This is a genomic window from Micromonospora sp. LH3U1 (assembly GCF_028475105.1).
GTDB lineage: Bacteria > Actinomycetota > Actinomycetes > Mycobacteriales > Micromonosporaceae > Micromonospora.
The window spans coordinates 1,163,400-1,177,848 of the sequence record NZ_CP116936.1 but is presented as its reverse complement, the minus strand read 5'-3'; the positions used below and the strand labels follow the sequence as shown (position 1 = coordinate 1,177,848).

Sequence of the window (14,449 nt, the reverse complement as noted above, 5' to 3'; positions counted from 1 at the left end):
CGCCAACCGCCATGGCGCCCTGGGCCGCCTCGACGGGGACGACGCTCAGCCCAGCGAAGCGGTGCCGACCTTAGGCACGATTCGGTTGAAGCGCGGGCGCAACGCCAGGACCAAGACTTCCTTCACACTCTCAGGGTTGTCAATCTCCTGCCAGCGAACCTCACAGCGCCCTAGCCAACTGGCGATGTCGGCCGTTGACGCGCCACTGCCGGGACGGTCGAGGAGCTGACCGACCTGCTCGTGCAGAACGGAAGAGGCCCGGCTGCCGCTCAGGTGCTGCCGGAGGCGCTGACGCAGGTTTCTGGTGCGGCCCACATAGACGACAACGTCGCCTTCTAGCACGACGTGCGTGCCGGGGGTGCGGGGAGCTTCGACGACGCTCTCCATCGTGTACCGCCGGGCCGGTGTGAAACCGGCAAGTGGGTCGAAGACCGTGTCGGGCATGCCCGCACGTTACCGATGGGTGCTCCCCCGATACATCGTCCCTCCGTCCGCAAAGTCGCCCCCGTGTGGCGGGGTGTCGTCGGCCCTGGCAGTAGTACGAAGGTTCGACTTTGGACGAGCGATTAGCCGAGCGACATTGGTCGTCACCCGCAATATCGTCAGTGCACCTTCCGGAGCAGCCGGGGAGCAAGCGACTGTTTCGATGACGACCGCCGCAGGCACCGGCACCCACGCCAACAACCGGACAGCCCACCCAACGCCGCCGTCCGTTGACACCGAGGAATTCAATGCATGATCAGCTTGCCCGTCTTGTCGCCGACTATCTGAACGAGCACCCAGTCCACGCCGCTCAGGTGACCGGAGCAGAACCCCTTCGGCGCTGCTTCCACATTCGCCAAGCTACCTGGCGCCCTTGGCTTACGGACGGCGGTACTGGCCGCGCCGGCTATGTCGGTCAGCTAGATTCGGATGTCGCTGTGGCGGCACTGTCAGTGCTAACTGACTTGCAACAGGCAACCGGCGCGCCCGGCCGAGCCAGTGTCTGCCGTGCAACGCTCCAGCAATGGGCCGCTGCCATGGTTGCCAATAGTTTCGCGGACCGAGATCTCATCCGGCTGTGGGTCGCGGTCCGGATGTGGGGGTCGCCGACACGTTTTGGCCCAATACAGACAGCCCAAGGTCTCGCAGACCCACGGTGCCTGGGAGCACTTCGGTCGACCGCGCGGGCCGTCGTAGACGGCGACCTCATTGGGGCGTACGAACAGTTCGCTCTCAAGGGTACGCAGGAGCCGTACTCCACAAAGTGGTTCTGGGCCGCGTCGTTGGCGAGCCCTACGCCCGAGCACCGGGCGTTGATTTCCGACTCTAGGGTCAACGGAACTCTTGCCATCATCCCTGACTCCGGCGTGAATCGGGTGTGGCGGAAAGATTCGTCCGGCTACCGCGACTATGTGGACCTCCTACACCGGGTGAGCGCGACAGTCAGCGGGGCACCCCACACGCGCTGGGTCGACCCAGAGAAGGTCGAGTGGTTGCTCTTTGACCGCCCGCGTCCCCGCGCCCGCACGTCACACTCATGGACTACTGAACCGTGCTTCCATACGTGGCTGACGAATAAAGGGAGCGTCTCGTGACCGACTTCATTTATCCGGTCAACGAAAGAGACCCTGCCAAATGGGGTGATGAGGTGCTCCTCCTAGACTACTTCCGCAGTCTTCGAGCTGGCGCAACTGACAACTGGTATCTCGGCAACAGCGAAAAGGCGATCGGGGCAGGGGACCGGATCTGGGTTTACGCCGTCAGGCCTTTGTCGCGCATCGTCGCCGTGGGTGTGACAGAGGACTACCCGCAGTGGAGCCAGGATATCGAGCGATGGTGTGTGCAGATCAGCTGGGACATTCCGGTAACCAAGCTGATCGTCCGGGGCACGCCACCCAGACTTCAGGCGCGGCCTCCACGCGCTCCCCAACGAATCGATCCCAGCGACATCGACCGGTTATTGGACTGGCTTGGTGAGGTCGGCGCACCCGCGCCGAAGGGCCTGCCGGCCGAGCAGTTGCTGCGGTTCGCTCAGGTACGCGTCCGGCAGGGACAGCAAGACTTCCGCGCTAAGCTGATCGAGGCCTACGACGGCAGATGCGCCGTGACGGGCTGCGATGCGGAGGACGCGTTGCAAGCCGCACACATCGAGCCGTACAGCGGCAGGAACAACGATGTGACCAATGGCATGCTACTTCGCGCAGACGTGCACAACATCTTCGATAAAGGCCTGATTTGGATCGACGGAAACTACCGAATTCGCACCTCGTCAGCGCTGATTTCACGGCACTACAAGGACCTCGATGGAAAGGAACTCCAGCGACCAATTAACCGCGCGGACTGGCCGGACAAAGAGAAGCTACGCGCCCATCGAGATGGCGCCCGTCGCTGATCCGTTCGGCGATGGGCGAGACGTTCTCTGACGACGCCGCGATGATCGGCTAGCTGGTCCATCACGTCAAAGCCCTCGCCCTCACCGGCGACTCCTACGGCACCGCCAACGGCGCGAACTACTCACCAAAGAGCGCCGTGCCAGCCGCGAATGCCGCCCGGGGGTCAGTTCTGCGGGACTTAATCCGGGGTCGATAATTTGCCGCATCCAAGGTCCCAGCAGGTGGCCGTCTAGCAACCGGCGACGCGGTCGGTCTGCCAGGCGCGAAGGGCGTTTTTAATCCGGTCGTTCTCGGCGTGCGCCTGGTGGAGTTGACGGGACCGCTCCCCCAGCTCGAAGGCGAGCCGGTCCAGAAGCGCGTGCACGTCGTCGGGCTGGTAGCCCCGCTGGCCGAGCCGGGTACGCGGAAGCGCCACATCGTGGACGCTGCTCGGGGTGAACGGACCGGCCAGCGCGTTGCGGCTGCGGTAGACCGTCATAGCGTCGTGGGGAGGTGGATGCGGTCGGCGGGCACCCCGGCGGCGAGCAGCCGAAGCCGCGCGCCAGCGAGCATCTGCGGCGGCCCGCAGACGGACACCTCCTCGGTGCCGGTGTGGTGCTGAAGCGCGATGGTCAGGGCGTCACCCTGTTCGGCCGGCTCGGCGCAGGGGTCGTCGGAGAAGGCCGGCACGATGGTCAGCCAGTCGTGGGCGCATTGCAGCTTGTCGAGAGCGATCGAGTCGTACAGGTCGGTGAAGGTGCGCGCGCCGACGACCAGCGTCACCCGCCGGCCGTCCGGTGCGGCGGCGACCCGTTCGACGAGGGCGCGCAGCGGCGCCAGGCCGGTGCCACCGGCGACGAGCAGCAGATCGTTCGCGCGTGCTGGGTCGAAGCTCAGGCCAACGTTGCCGGGTGGGCCGAGCCAGAGCAGCTCGCCGGGGCGTACCTCATGGACCAGGCGGTGGGAGACGGCGCCGGCGGGTACGGCGCGGACGTGCAGCTCGACGGTGCCGTCCGCGCGTGGGGCGTTGGCTGGCGATAGCCAACGCCAGTGCCCCGGCAGGCGCGGTGTGCAGACCGGCACGGCTTGGCCTGGCTGGTAGGGCAGTCGCCGCCAGGGACGTACCGTCAGGATCGCGATGTCGGGCGACGGCCGTTCGTGGCCGATCACCTGGACGTGCCACCAGGCCGGGCCGTCGCCGACCTGGGCGGCGGCGTGACGCACGGTGCGCGCGGCGCGGCACAGGGCGCGCTCCCCCGCGATGGCGAGCTGCGGCGTCCACAGTGGGTGTGCATGGCGGGCCACGGTGGCGAGCAGCGCGCCGCCGATGGTGGTGGAGTGCGGGAGCAGGTCGAAATGACGGTACGCGCGGCCGAGCACCATGAGCAGCGCCGCCCGGCTCGCCGGGTCGTCACCGCCGACCATGAGGCGGCCCAGCGCGGTGAAGAACAGCGGCGCGTCGCGGTGCGGGAGCAGCCCGGGTCGGCGGTCTTCGAGAGTGCACCAGAAGTCGCCGGCGGCCCGGTCGTCGACCGACGCCCAGGCGGTGGCCAGGTTCACGTGGGCACCTCGAACGCCCGCCTCGCCTGGGCAATGCGGGCCTCCGGCAGCTCGGCCGCCCACAGCACCCCCACCAGGTAGTCGACGACCCTCCGGTGCTGCGCCTCCGACAACCCCAGACCGCCCCAGCCGGCGTCTGGCGTTGCCTCTCCGCCGAGCGCGTTGGCCAGGCTCGCGATGAGGTGCGCGGAGAGCCGACCCAAATCAACCCCGATGAGGTACGGCGACAGCTCCGCATCCGCCACCACCAGGCGCAGCCAACGGGCGACCGCCTCGCTCGGCGTCATCCCGCTGCGCCTTGAGTGAGCTGCGCTTCGCTGAAACCGGCGGCCTCGATGGTGGCCCGGCCCCAGCGGACGAGACGACACGGGTACGGGACGCGTTCACTGCGGCACAACTCGCCCTGCGGCCACCGCTCGGGAACGTGGATGGTGACCGCTCGCAGTGCAATGGACAGGTCCTCGTCGGTGACGGGCGTGAGGACCGGGAAATCGTCGATCAGGGTGGGCATGCCGGCTCCGAGACGTAGACGGATCGAGAGGCGCCGGGGCGGGCGGGGACGGAGCTGCGCCGTTCGGGTCGGCACAGCTCCGGAGCCAGCACCCGCCCCGGGCCATGCGTTCAGCCTCGGGGCGCAGTCGATCAGGAACTACAGCGTTGGAGCGGCCAAAATGGCGCATCAATGAGGCAGGCATGCACCCGCTCCGTGGCCGCTTGGTTACTAGAGTGACGGGCAAGCGGAGGGAGCATCGTCGTGGCCTTGAAGCGGCACCGGCTCTGCCATCGACGGAAGGCACTCGGGCTCAGCCAAGAAGGGTTGGCTGAGATCCTCGGCGTTGAGCGGTCCACCATCGTCCGTTGGGAGGGCGCCGAGACCGATCCTCAGCCGTGGCATCGGAGCCGGATCGCGGACGCATTGCGAGTTACGCTCGAACAGCTCGACGAGATGCTCGTGGATGTGTCGGTGGCAACGCGCAGGGGGCGGATCATGGGAGAGGACACCCGCGATCCCGTAGGCGGAGCGGTTCCCTCAGATCTCTTGGCCGGGCTACGTACGTTTTTGACCAGCTACCTGCCTGACCGACCCGTTGGGCCGATCCGGCCACTCGTTGACGTACGGCGCAGTGTCGGCAGGGTCCACAGTCTGTACCAGCGAGCAAGCTACAGTTCTGCAGCCCGACTGCTGCCCGACGTCCTTGCGCAGGCCACAGATCTGGCAACGCACGCGCCCCAGGCGCAACGAGTACGCGCGTTTCAGCTGCTTGCCGCTGCCTACCTCGCAGCGTCGAAGCTTGCCGCCAAGGTCGGCGATGGTGAGAGCGCCTTGATGACGGCCGACCGGGCGTCGACCGCCGCAGGGCTCGCTGGCGATCGCGCACTGCTGGCAGTCGCCGCCTATCAGGCAGCATGCGGACTTCTTCGATTGCCGGGACGGGCGGACCAGACAGCCGAGGTCCTAGAAGGCAGCATTGGGCAGCTGTCCTCCGAGGGACCGCTGACTGATCCTGAACTCATCTCTGCCCAGGGAGCGCTGCTTCTCCTGGCCGCTGTGGTGGCGGCGGGTGGCGGCGAGCAGAAGACAGCCGGCCGCCTTCTGAGTCAGGCCGACGGGCTGGCTACAGCGTTGGGGTCGGACCGCAACTGCCTTTGGACCGCTTTCGGCCCCACCAATGTCGCCATCCACACGGTCTCTGCTGCGGTTCGGGCCGGCAACCCGGACCAAGCTACCGCCGTTGCACTGCGGCTCGACACTTCACGTCTGCCAACTGTGCTCGTTGGTCGGCGGGCTCAGGTGCACGTCGATTTGGCGGCGGCTTCGATGATGGGCTCGGCGGATCGGTCTGCCGCGGTGCTGCACCTGCTCGAAGCCGAAAGGACTGCCGCCGAGGTGGTGAAGGCCAACCTCCAGGCTCGCGAACTCATACGCGACCTGCTCTCCAAGGAGCGTCGTGCTGCAACACCCGGGTTGCGGCCGTTGGCCGAGCGGGCTGGCCTGTTGGTATGAGTAAGCGTCCTGTACTCGCGCTTGTCGTTTCGGCCGCGCCACCTGTGCTGCGGATCAGTGAACTGATCGATCGGCTACTAGCCGATGGTTGGACGGTCTGCGTGACTGCGACGCCCACTGCCGCTACCTGGATTGACTTGGACGCTCTTGCTCGGCAGACGGGCTACCCGGTACGAGTTGCGTGGCGACTGCCAGATGATCCGGAACCCCACCCGGCCGCTGACACGACGGCGGTGGTTCCGGCCACCTTCAACGTCATCAACAAGTGGGCGCTCGGTATCAACGACAATGTGGCCCTCGGCATCCTCAACCAGGCGCTGGGATCCGGCCTGCCCGTCTACGCCTTTGCCAACGTGAAGGCGGAACTCGCAGCCCACCCGGCGTACAAGGCAAGCTTGCGTCAGCTCACCGCCGCTGGAGTGATTGTCAATCCTCTCGACTCTGCCATGACTTGGGATTTGGTGGTGAGGAGGGTGAGGGGGGCATCCGCAGCTAACCGCAGGATGTAGCGACGGGAGCGAGCTCCGATCCCGTCCGCCTCCCTCGCATGGTTGCGCTTACTCCGCCACGTTCTACAGGCTGCGCGGACCGTCTTCCTACCCCGTCTGGGATGGTGGCTTGGAGCTGGCGGCCTCGATCATTATGAAAGCAACAAATCGACTGCCCTGGGCAGATACGCCAAGACCTAGCGCTTAACGGGTCAAGCTCGGCGCCAGCAGTCAGGCTAGGTCCAGGCCAAGGTCGCAGCCAAGCTGAATCGTTCGAGACCGCGCGCCTCACGGCACGCAGCGAGCTCACTCCGCTAACCTGAACCGGTGACGCCCTACCTACCCCCTTACTTTGACCCCTTATCAACAGAAGACTTAACTAAGATTATCTGCTCACGTTTTGAACAAGAGCCGGCGCAAAGCTTGGCGTCTGAGCTGCCACGTTTCGTCGGATCCGGGTTATATGCGATCTATTACGTTAGCGGCACGGACGAGCTATACGCGCCTCTCATGGACTACAAGATTCCCGTATACGTGGGGCAATCACGTTCACACAACAGCGCTACCGGGAAGCCCGCGAAGTTCAAGGACCCGCTATGGCGACGGGTCAGCCAACATCGCCAGTCAATAGACGGAGCCGAGAACCTTGCGTTGGCGGACTTCGGCATCAGGCTATTGCGCCTACCGGACGTACACTGCGGTTTAGGTGAGAATGGAATTCGGGTTGGTTACCGACCGGTTTGGAACGAAATTCTTACCGGCTTCGGGAGCAACGAACAGGGTAGAACTACGAGACGAAGCGCTCGAAGCATGTGGGATACGGTCCATCCCGGGCGGGCTCGCACGTTCGGCGTGGAGAAGCACAAGTCCGAGGATCTCCGAACAAAGGTTGTAAAGCGAATCACGGAACAGGTCAGCTCCAATATCGGGCCCAATTAAAACTGGCGCTCGATACCGGCTAAGCCGCGAGTCGGCCATCATACTCACAAGTGCGAAGCGAATGCCGCACATGTCAACGTGGCCGTAGCCAAACGTACTGAGCTCCTGTCGTCGAATCTGCGTGAACCCGATTGAGACAGTAGACAGGAGCGACGCCCATCGGCGCAAGGATGGCAGAACAGCTGGTATCGACGTGACATGAACACCGGTAGTGACCGTCGAGGGCCAGGTTGCCTGCGGTTGGTCTCAGGTGTCAGACTGCCAAACGCTGATTGACGAACCCTGGGGAGGCTGCGGTGCGAGACGAATGGGCGGCAGAGTTCCGACTCAGCATTACTCGGGCGCTCGCCGACCAGCTAGAGACCACTTTGAGACCCCTTAAGCCAGCCCCGTTGACGGCAACACACGTCTCCAGGGTCTTAGGGCGCCCTGGCGTGTACTCGTTGTTCTTCAAAGGACAACGTGTCTACGTGGGCAAGGCAGCCAAGTCGCTGCAAGACAGGCTGGCCCAGCATCTTCGCAAGCTGTCCGGCCGCACAGGCCTCGATTCCAACGCCGTCCGGTTCGTATGCGTTTACGTCGACGAGGATCTCGACGCTGCGGCCCCTGAGAAGCTCCTCATCAAGCAGTATCGGAAACACGACAGCATACCCTGGAACACCAACGGCTTTGGCAACAAAGACCCGGGCCGCAATCGCGACACGAGCCTTGTCAAAGCCGCACACTTCGACGCCACGTATCCCATCGACCTTGACCATCAATGTCGACTGCAGTCCGGCACCCAGACGCTCGCCGCAGCGCTAGAGGCCACAAAGGGCCAGCTACCCTACCTTTTAAGGTTTGATAGCAGCACGTCCGCTAAGAAAGTCTATCGGGATGCCTCGATAACGGGCTCCAGTCGCAGCTTGGCCGCGAGAAGCCTCGCGCACCAGATCGTCGACGTCCTACCCGCAGGCTGGCAACTGACCGCGCTGCCTGGCTACCTCATCCTCTATCAGGAGGATCGACGTTATGAAAGCGCTCTCGGTTGGTGGAGACGTGAGTCGGATAGTCACGTCCTTTACACACCAGGACCCCGCCAGTTCGCTGCCGGTGAGGTGGAGGACGGAGAAAGCCCTAACCCTGACCCAGACAACGCTGCTGCGCTTTTCGAAATCAACCCTTGGCACCATCGGCACGTCCACCGTGACTCACCGTAATCCGCGCACGATGCCCAATTAACGTCGGCGCGGGGATTGGTGCGATTCAGGAGCACGGCCATTGTCGGGAACGTGGGTGAATGCCGAACGTTCCTATGCTCTTCCTGAAAGCGGTATCGCCGCAGCGACCTAATCTGTCGATCAACCCGAACTCGGGGCGACCCTTAGGCGATCGTCCGTTAAACCAGGATGCACGGGAAGATCGCTTGTGGGCAAGCAGAACGTCGGTCGCGTTCACACACGTGGGAGTGGTGCATTAGACTGATTTGGTCGAGCTAAGGCAGCGCCCCGAACTACTAGCTCAACCCGGTCAGCAGCCTCTGCCGGATCCTCGTGCTCCCAGACCCTGATTACAGACCAACCAGCATCAGCCAATAGTCGGTTGGTCTCCCGGTCCCGGGCGCGGTTTCCGTCAATCTTCTCCTGCCAGAACCGGTCGTTAACGCGGGCGGGACGATAGTGATCGGGGCATCCGTGCCAGTAACAGCCATCGACGAAAACAGCGACGCGGGCGGCAGTGAACACGATGTCGGCAGTGCGACGCAGATCACACATCGGCCTAGCGTCAACCCGGTAGCGCAGACCTCTCCGGTGCAGGAGCGAGCGCAGTCGCCGTTCGGGGCCGGTATCACGGGCCTTGTTGGCACGCATAACTGCACGCACGCGCGCGTTCTTCGCCCAGGACTTGCTGGGGGTATCTGGGGCGGAGAGAAGGCCTCGGGACCACGCCAGGCGCCAGCCCTCGGCCAGGTTCTCGACTCGGGTGGCGTGTTCGACCTCACCGAGGTAGCGGGTGGGCGAGCGCCCTCTATCGGACCAACGCAGGTATGCGCGGATCCGGCGAGTCCGGGGCAGCAGTTTAAGTTCGACGGACGCGCGAGCCTGGCGCCCGTCACCGAGGTCCACCCAGCGCTGGTCGGTTCCGCCGGCAGCGCGATCCTGCTCAAGCGATGCCGTTTTCCGGGTTCGCCCCTGCTGGCCCTTCCAGGCCCTCTGGTCGGGGGGCTTGTCCGCCCAGCGACTTTCGACGCGGTCTGCAGTAGAAGTCATCGCTGACTCTCAGCTTCGCTGAGCGCGGCAGCGATGGCTTTAGCAAAGAACTCGCCCAGAGCTACGGGCACGGCGTTGCCCAGCTGACGCATCTGCTCCCCCCGAGGTCCGACGAGCTTCCAGTTGTCGGGGAACGTCATCACTCGCGCTGTCTCCCGAACCGTCATGTACCGATGCCGGTAGGGATACGGCGAGCCTTCGAGCAGCTCGGGCAAGAGCTCGTCAGTCAACAGCACGGACTCACCGCCAGGTACGCCATGCACACCGGCCTTGACCGTCTTCGCTGGTCGGTCGAGTTCGTTCGGGGTGTGGCCGGCGTAGATGCGCGCGTCTGGCCAGCCGATGTGGTCGGTGAACCCACCGAGGTTGTATTCCCGCCTGTCAAGCCGATCCCAGGACACGAGGGGAAGAGGGGGTTGCCCGTCAACTCCCTTGAGCGCGTCCCGCATTGTGCGCCAGGGAAGCATGTCGTCCTCCCTCGGAGGGGTAACCGGCAGCCGGGACATGACGCGTTGACGTACGTGGTCAGGTACGTCGTGATGCCTCTTCCAGTAGGTTCCGTCCAACATCGATCGGACTAACGCCGCTTCCGAATAACGTGGACGGACCGCCTCCTGGAAGCGCTTCATGTCGATGCCAAGATCTGACCGGAAAGCGACAATGATGATCCTGTTGCGGATCTGCGGAACGCCAAAGTCGGCCGCGTTGACCCTTGTGGTGACGACCTGGTACCGCCGCTTGGGGTCTGACGGCTCCTCGGCGAGACGCGCCTTCAATACCTCGTCATGGTCACGCCAGGTCGTGTCATCGTCGCGCTCCTCGAAGGGGAGCTTCAGCTCCCTTTCGATGTACTCGAAGTACGGCTTGAACGACGGGCGTAGTAAGCCGCGGACGTTCTCACAGATGACGGCCTTGGGCTGGATCTGGCGAATGGCGCGGAACATCTCCGGGAACATGTTGCGCTTGTCCTCGTCGCCCCGCGCGACGCCGCCCAAGCTGAACGGCTGGCAGGGCGGCCCGCCGGCGAGTAGGTCCACCCGATCCCACAGATAGCTGAACTCAACCTGAGAAACGTCGCCCTCGACCAAGGGCCATCGCTCGCCCTCTGAGGGTATGCGCTCGTTCTCCGCCCTCGAGTCCGCCGCGTTGGCCTTGAGCGTGTCACACGCGTACTTCATGAGCTCGTTAACGAGCAGGGGTCGGAAGCCCGCTCGATGCACGGCCATAGCCAGACCGCCACCACCAGCGAACAACTCCACCGAGGTACGGTCACCGACTGGCTTACGTGGCGGCTCAAGCATCGCAGAAGCATACCGCGGAGTTGTGGATCTTCGAGAGTGACACACCCTGCCGAAGCGACTGTCTCGGCGTAGCGGAGGCGCGCTAGCCGTCCTCGCTACTCGGACCGAAGCAGGCTCAGCCACGAGCCCTCGGGTTAGCCGTGAAAGCCGGTGTGGTTTGGTTACCCGACCCCGAGGAGGAGCGATGGCGACCTGGCAGCTCGGTCCTTTCGACAACGACGACGCGGTCGAGTGGTGCGGCAGACTGGAAGACACTGCGCCCGATCAACGGGAGTCCTTTGTCCGTCGCACTCTCGAGGCAGCTGTTCTGGCGGGGCATGCCCTAGCTCCCGAGGACGCTGCTCAAGCCATCGCGGCAGCCGCAACGGTTCTCCAGTCAATCGCTGGCACCCGGGCACCGGACTCCGCATACGCCCCCCACTTTCTCCTCGGCCGCAAAGACATTCGGGCGACCCCACCGCTACGTAGCCTGGCAACGCGAGCACTGGACGCAGCGCTCGCTCAAGGCTCAAGGTGGCGCCTGCGGTGGGCCGAGGACGTAGAAGAGGAGGAGGCGTTCGTCGTCATCGAGGAGCTTCGTAACAGCCTCGCCTCGGCGAGGCCATGACTTGGGGCACTCAAGGCCCCTCGCGTTTCCGCCACGCCTAGGCGCGGCACGGCTTGGCCTTGAGTCTGGCTCATACCGTCTCCCGGTGTCGGCGCAGGCTCGGATGGCTGAGGTGCCGGTAGACGACCCTCCCGCAGCCCACACCTCTTTCGGTTGCCGTCAGGCCGGCCAAGCGGACACGGGCGCTATCCTGACTGCGGCGTTTGGGTGTGGCGCCCTTCGCCGGCGCGAGCCCGGACCAGCAACGGCCCGGGCTCGTTGCCGTCGGCGACCCGTAACGCGCAACGACACTGCCCACCGCGGCGACGCTGCGACAGAGGGTGTTCGTTTGCGGGTTCCCCCATGTGTCACCGCCCCAACCTGACGTTTGCGCGGCGGGCACCACGCCGCGCGCCGTCCGCTTGGATCGCTCTCCAAGCGGACGGCGGCTACGGGCGGTCAGTTCTGCGAAGGGCCAGCCAGCTGAGCGCCGGTGTCATTGAGCCGGTACTGGTCCGGCACGGTGGCCTCTGACGGAGCACCAGCGGTGGAGGCCGCTTCGGCCTCCACAATCAAGCCGATAGCCCGCTTGACGTTCCGGACAGCAGCCGACACCGGGCCGCGGTTGGTGGCGATCTTGCCGTGCTTGCCGTCTGGAACGACGACGTTGTTGGCCCAGATGTCTGCGCTGCGCTGCCACTTAATCTCGGTCGCCAGCTTGCGATAGTAGGCCGCACGCTGCTCGGGATCGGTGGTCTGCCGGTTGATCTCGTACACCACCGTACCGATGACATTGATGCCGGTCGCGGTCAGGTTCACAAACTTCTCGCGTAGAGCGACGATCTTGTCGGCGCCGCTGCCGGAGGTCGGCAGCTGTGCGATCTCGGACCACGGCTGCATCAGCTCGGTAAGCACACCGAGCATGATCAGCGTCTCGGTGACGAACTCGTCGCGCTGCTCCTGTGTCGCCAGCCGGGTGGCGGCCATACGACTGAGCGTGTCCTCGGCGAGCGCATAGTCACCGAACAGCAGGCTCTTGACCATGCCACGGATCTGGTTGAGCAAGAACAGCTTTTGGCTGGCCTTCGGCAGAGTCTTGCCCACCTCGTCAATGCGCCCATGCAGCAGTTTCGACTCTTCGGTGATACGCGCGAGAACCTGGTTGACCGGCTCACGGGTGTTGTACACGGCGAGGAGACTGGCCGGGATCTGCTTCGTCTGCGCCGCATCGGCGAAGTCCTGTTGAATGCGGGCGCGGTCGCTCTCGATGACGATGAGCACTGCCAAGCCGTCCTCGGCCAACTTCGCGTTGTCGGACAACGCACCCGGCACATGGGTCCTGCCCTGCGAGTAGCCGGCCAACGCCGCAAGCCTGTGCTGGCCATCGGTGACATGGAACCGCGTGCCGTCGTGCACGACGATATAGCCGAGTCGGGTCGGCGCACCGGAAGCTTTCTGCACGTGGAGGCTCGGCATGCTGTCCGTATTCAGCGTGACCGGCGGAAGAATGTAGTCGGCCGGATTCGCCAACAGATACTGGTGGATGCTCTTCGCGTGCTCCGGGATCAGCGGCCGGTTGGTGCGCTCGCGCGGGCTGCCGCCCTTCTCCGCACTCTCGCTGACGACGTGCCGACGGATGAACAGCAGTGGAAAGCTGGTCGAGACCATCGTGCGCCTACCCTGCTTAAACACGACGCACGGGAAGATTCGGCCGCCTACGGCGCCGGCCTCGCGCACCGCGTTGGAGAATGCCTCAACGATGTCAGCGTGCTCAGTGGGCTGGAACTCGTCGCTGGAGTAGTCGGCCATTTCGTCGGCCTCCGTGTTGGTGTCCGGGGATGCGGTGATCGACATTGATACATTCCTTCGTTCGGCGTTGATGGGTGTGGCGCCCGTTATCAATGGCCACTGTAGACCGCAGCCAGAGTGGCGTCAACGCCATCCTTCGGTGTGGCGCCGGGTCATCAGTCCACCAGAGTCCAACGTTTTACGCGGCCTCCACGACAGCGGACGCTGCGGCGCCCGCCAGATTCACCCCAAATCTGCGCGCAAGGCTTCACCAACGCCAACCGGGCGGGTCTGTTCGCACAAGTGTTCTACCTGAGGGTCGCTCGGGACACCTGCCAATTGATGTTGGGGGCGGGGAACAACCCGGAGAACGCATCCGAGACTCGACTGCGGGTCTCCGGAAGGGTGATCCGCAGTGGCTTTGATAACCTCGGACCGAGACGGTTGCGTTCACCTCTCAGCGGCAAGCCCGTTGAACTCCATAGCCGCGACTGCTCGCCCGACCGACTGCGCCGCTCTGCCCGGATTGAGCTACCCGCCCTAGTTCGGCGGTCCGCCGTTCAGGCATTCCACAATGTTGCGATAAGCGACGGGGCGCGAGGGGCCTGCATCCGCCCGCGTCTGGCCGGAGTACCACCCGACATACTTCCTCGTGTTCGATCATGACTCGTACGGCAACAACGTCGAGTCCGTCTGCCACGCGCCCGAGTGATCGCGCGTTAGGTTATCGACATGGAGCAGCGGATCAGTCTCATCACCCTGGGAGTCACGGACGTGGCGCGCGCGAAAGCGTTCTACGAGCAGCTCGGCTGGCAGGGCCAAGAAGTAGAAGAGACGGTCTTCTACCAGGCCGGCGGCCTGGCCCTCGTCCTCTGGGGCCGCGACAAGCTGGCCGACGACGCCGGCATCCAGGACCCGGGCACCGGCGCGATGACCCTGGCCCAGAACGTGCGCTCCCGAGCGGAGGTCGACGAGGTGATCGCCACGGCAACCAAGGCTGGCGCCACGGTGACCAAGCCGGCGCGGGAAACCTTCTACGGCGGCTACGCCGGCTACTTCGCCGACCCGGACGGTCACCTCTGGGAGATCGCCTGGAACCCCGGCTTCACCCTCGGACCGGACGGCACCCTGACCGTCCCCGACTTCAGCGCCATGGACTGAGTCGGCCGGCAGAACAGC

General features: G+C 64.7%; 16 protein-coding genes. 8 read left to right on the top strand and 8 right to left on the bottom strand.

Annotated features, from left to right (window positions below):
- Positions 1 to 45: 45 nt before the first annotated feature.
- A complete protein-coding gene (locus PCA76_RS05460) occupies positions 46 to 444 on the bottom strand; it encodes a GIY-YIG nuclease family protein (protein WP_272615742.1) in 399 nt (132 codons plus the stop codon).
- A 287-nt stretch (positions 445 to 731) separates the two neighbouring features.
- Here PCA76_RS05460 and PCA76_RS32745 point away from each other — a divergent pair, with 287 nt between their 5' ends.
- Together PCA76_RS32745 and PCA76_RS05455 are read left to right on the top strand one after the other, a co-directional pair.
- Positions 732 to 1,577 carry an 8-oxoguanine DNA glycosylase OGG fold protein gene (locus PCA76_RS32745; protein ID WP_442930202.1) on the top strand — a complete coding sequence of 282 codons (846 nt, stop codon included), beginning with the start codon at positions 732 to 734 and terminating at the stop codon, positions 1,575 to 1,577.
- The gene (locus PCA76_RS05455) at positions 1,574 to 2,374 is read left to right on the top strand and encodes an HNH endonuclease (RefSeq protein ID WP_272615740.1); all 801 of its coding nucleotides are present in this window, start codon (positions 1,574 to 1,576) and stop codon (positions 2,372 to 2,374) included. The genes PCA76_RS32745 and PCA76_RS05455 overlap by 4 nt, the downstream gene beginning before the upstream one ends.
- Positions 2,375 to 2,604: 230 nt before the next feature.
- Here PCA76_RS05455 and PCA76_RS05450 read toward each other — a convergent pair whose 3' ends face one another.
- Genes PCA76_RS05450 through PCA76_RS05435 form a run of 4 tightly spaced genes read right to left on the bottom strand, consistent with a single transcriptional unit; the run spans position 2,605 to position 4,425 of the window.
- Positions 2,605 to 2,853, bottom strand: coding sequence for a DivIVA domain-containing protein (locus PCA76_RS05450; RefSeq protein ID WP_272615739.1), 249 nt, complete (start codon positions 2,851 to 2,853; stop codon positions 2,605 to 2,607).
- Positions 2,850 to 3,914 (bottom strand): FAD-binding oxidoreductase, encoded by a 1,065-nt coding sequence (locus PCA76_RS05445; protein WP_272615738.1) that lies wholly within the window; start codon positions 3,912 to 3,914, stop codon positions 2,850 to 2,852. Before PCA76_RS05445 ends, PCA76_RS05450 begins: the two co-directional genes overlap by 4 nt.
- Entirely contained in the window at positions 3,911 to 4,201 is a 291-nt protein-coding gene (locus PCA76_RS05440; protein WP_272615737.1) for a hypothetical protein, read from the bottom strand. The genes PCA76_RS05445 and PCA76_RS05440 overlap by 4 nt, the downstream gene beginning before the upstream one ends.
- Positions 4,198 to 4,425: a hypothetical protein gene (locus PCA76_RS05435; RefSeq protein ID WP_272615736.1), complete on the bottom strand. Its 228-nt coding sequence runs from the start codon at positions 4,423 to 4,425 to the stop codon at positions 4,198 to 4,200. The genes PCA76_RS05440 and PCA76_RS05435 overlap by 4 nt, the downstream gene beginning before the upstream one ends.
- A 243-nt stretch (positions 4,426 to 4,668) precedes the next feature.
- On the opposite strand from PCA76_RS05435, the gene PCA76_RS05430 reads away from it, so the two are divergent.
- From PCA76_RS05430 to PCA76_RS05420, 4 genes are all read left to right on the top strand, one after another.
- Positions 4,669 to 5,919 carry a helix-turn-helix transcriptional regulator gene (locus PCA76_RS05430; RefSeq protein WP_272615734.1) on the top strand — a complete coding sequence of 417 codons (1,251 nt, stop codon included), beginning with the start codon at positions 4,669 to 4,671 and terminating at the stop codon, positions 5,917 to 5,919.
- Entirely contained in the window at positions 5,916 to 6,428 is a 513-nt protein-coding gene (locus tag PCA76_RS05425; protein ID WP_272615732.1) for a flavoprotein, read from the top strand. Before PCA76_RS05430 ends, PCA76_RS05425 begins: the two co-directional genes overlap by 4 nt.
- A gap of 306 nt (positions 6,429 to 6,734) precedes the next feature.
- Positions 6,735 to 7,346 (top strand): Eco29kI family restriction endonuclease, encoded by a 612-nt coding sequence (locus tag PCA76_RS32740; RefSeq protein ID WP_442930201.1) that lies wholly within the window; start codon positions 6,735 to 6,737, stop codon positions 7,344 to 7,346.
- Positions 7,347 to 7,642: 296 nt separating this feature from the next.
- Positions 7,643 to 8,545, top strand: a complete 903-nt coding sequence (locus PCA76_RS05420; RefSeq protein ID WP_336298048.1) for an Eco29kI family restriction endonuclease — start codon at positions 7,643 to 7,645, stop codon at positions 8,543 to 8,545.
- A gap of 234 nt (positions 8,546 to 8,779) precedes the next feature.
- Here the strand turns inward: PCA76_RS05420 and vsr are convergent, their stop codons facing one another.
- Positions 8,780 to 9,595 (bottom strand): DNA mismatch endonuclease Vsr, encoded by an 816-nt coding sequence (gene vsr, locus PCA76_RS05415; RefSeq protein WP_272615730.1) that lies wholly within the window; start codon positions 9,593 to 9,595, stop codon positions 8,780 to 8,782.
- Positions 9,592 to 10,854 (bottom strand): DNA cytosine methyltransferase, encoded by a 1,263-nt coding sequence (locus PCA76_RS05410; RefSeq protein WP_272615729.1) that lies wholly within the window; start codon positions 10,852 to 10,854, stop codon positions 9,592 to 9,594. Before PCA76_RS05410 ends, vsr begins: the two co-directional genes overlap by 4 nt.
- A gap of 226 nt (positions 10,855 to 11,080) precedes the next feature.
- On the opposite strand from PCA76_RS05410, the gene PCA76_RS05405 reads away from it, so the two are divergent.
- Complete coding sequence (locus tag PCA76_RS05405; protein ID WP_272615728.1) at positions 11,081 to 11,503, top strand: DUF4259 domain-containing protein; 423 nt, start codon at positions 11,081 to 11,083, stop codon at positions 11,501 to 11,503.
- A gap of 438 nt (positions 11,504 to 11,941) precedes the next feature.
- Here the strand turns inward: PCA76_RS05405 and PCA76_RS05400 are convergent, their stop codons facing one another.
- Positions 11,942 to 13,336 (bottom strand): DNA sulfur modification protein DndB, encoded by a 1,395-nt coding sequence (locus tag PCA76_RS05400; RefSeq protein ID WP_272615726.1) that lies wholly within the window; start codon positions 13,334 to 13,336, stop codon positions 11,942 to 11,944.
- Between the two features lie 666 nt (positions 13,337 to 14,002).
- Here PCA76_RS05400 and PCA76_RS05390 point away from each other — a divergent pair.
- Positions 14,003 to 14,431 carry a VOC family protein gene (locus PCA76_RS05390; RefSeq protein WP_272615725.1) on the top strand — a complete coding sequence of 143 codons (429 nt, stop codon included), beginning with the start codon at positions 14,003 to 14,005 and terminating at the stop codon, positions 14,429 to 14,431.
- The last annotated feature ends 18 nt before the right edge of the window (positions 14,432 to 14,449 follow it).

Bases quoted from the DNA above. Each gene is read 5' to 3' on its own strand.
- PCA76_RS05460 (WP_272615742.1), bottom strand. From the start codon at position 444: ATGCCCGACACGGTCTTCGACCCACTTGCCGGTTTCACACCGGCCCGG.
- PCA76_RS32745 (WP_442930202.1), top strand. From the start codon at position 732: ATGCATGATCAGCTTGCCCGTCTTGTCGCCGACTATCTGAACGAGCAC.
- PCA76_RS05450 (WP_272615739.1), bottom strand. From the start codon at position 2,853: ATGACGGTCTACCGCAGCCGCAACGCGCTGGCCGGTCCGTTCACCCCG.
- PCA76_RS05440 (WP_272615737.1), bottom strand. From the start codon at position 4,201: ATGACGCCGAGCGAGGCGGTCGCCCGTTGGCTGCGCCTGGTGGTGGCG.
- PCA76_RS05435 (WP_272615736.1), bottom strand. From the start codon at position 4,425: ATGCCCACCCTGATCGACGATTTCCCGGTCCTCACGCCCGTCACCGAC.
- PCA76_RS05425 (WP_272615732.1), top strand. From the start codon at position 5,916: ATGAGTAAGCGTCCTGTACTCGCGCTTGTCGTTTCGGCCGCGCCACCT.
- vsr (WP_272615730.1), bottom strand. From the start codon at position 9,595: ATGACTTCTACTGCAGACCGCGTCGAAAGTCGCTGGGCGGACAAGCCC.
- PCA76_RS05405 (WP_272615728.1), top strand. From the start codon at position 11,081: ATGGCGACCTGGCAGCTCGGTCCTTTCGACAACGACGACGCGGTCGAG.
- PCA76_RS05400 (WP_272615726.1), bottom strand. From the start codon at position 13,336: ATGTCGATCACCGCATCCCCGGACACCAACACGGAGGCCGACGAAATG.
- PCA76_RS05390 (WP_272615725.1), top strand. From the start codon at position 14,003: ATGGAGCAGCGGATCAGTCTCATCACCCTGGGAGTCACGGACGTGGCG.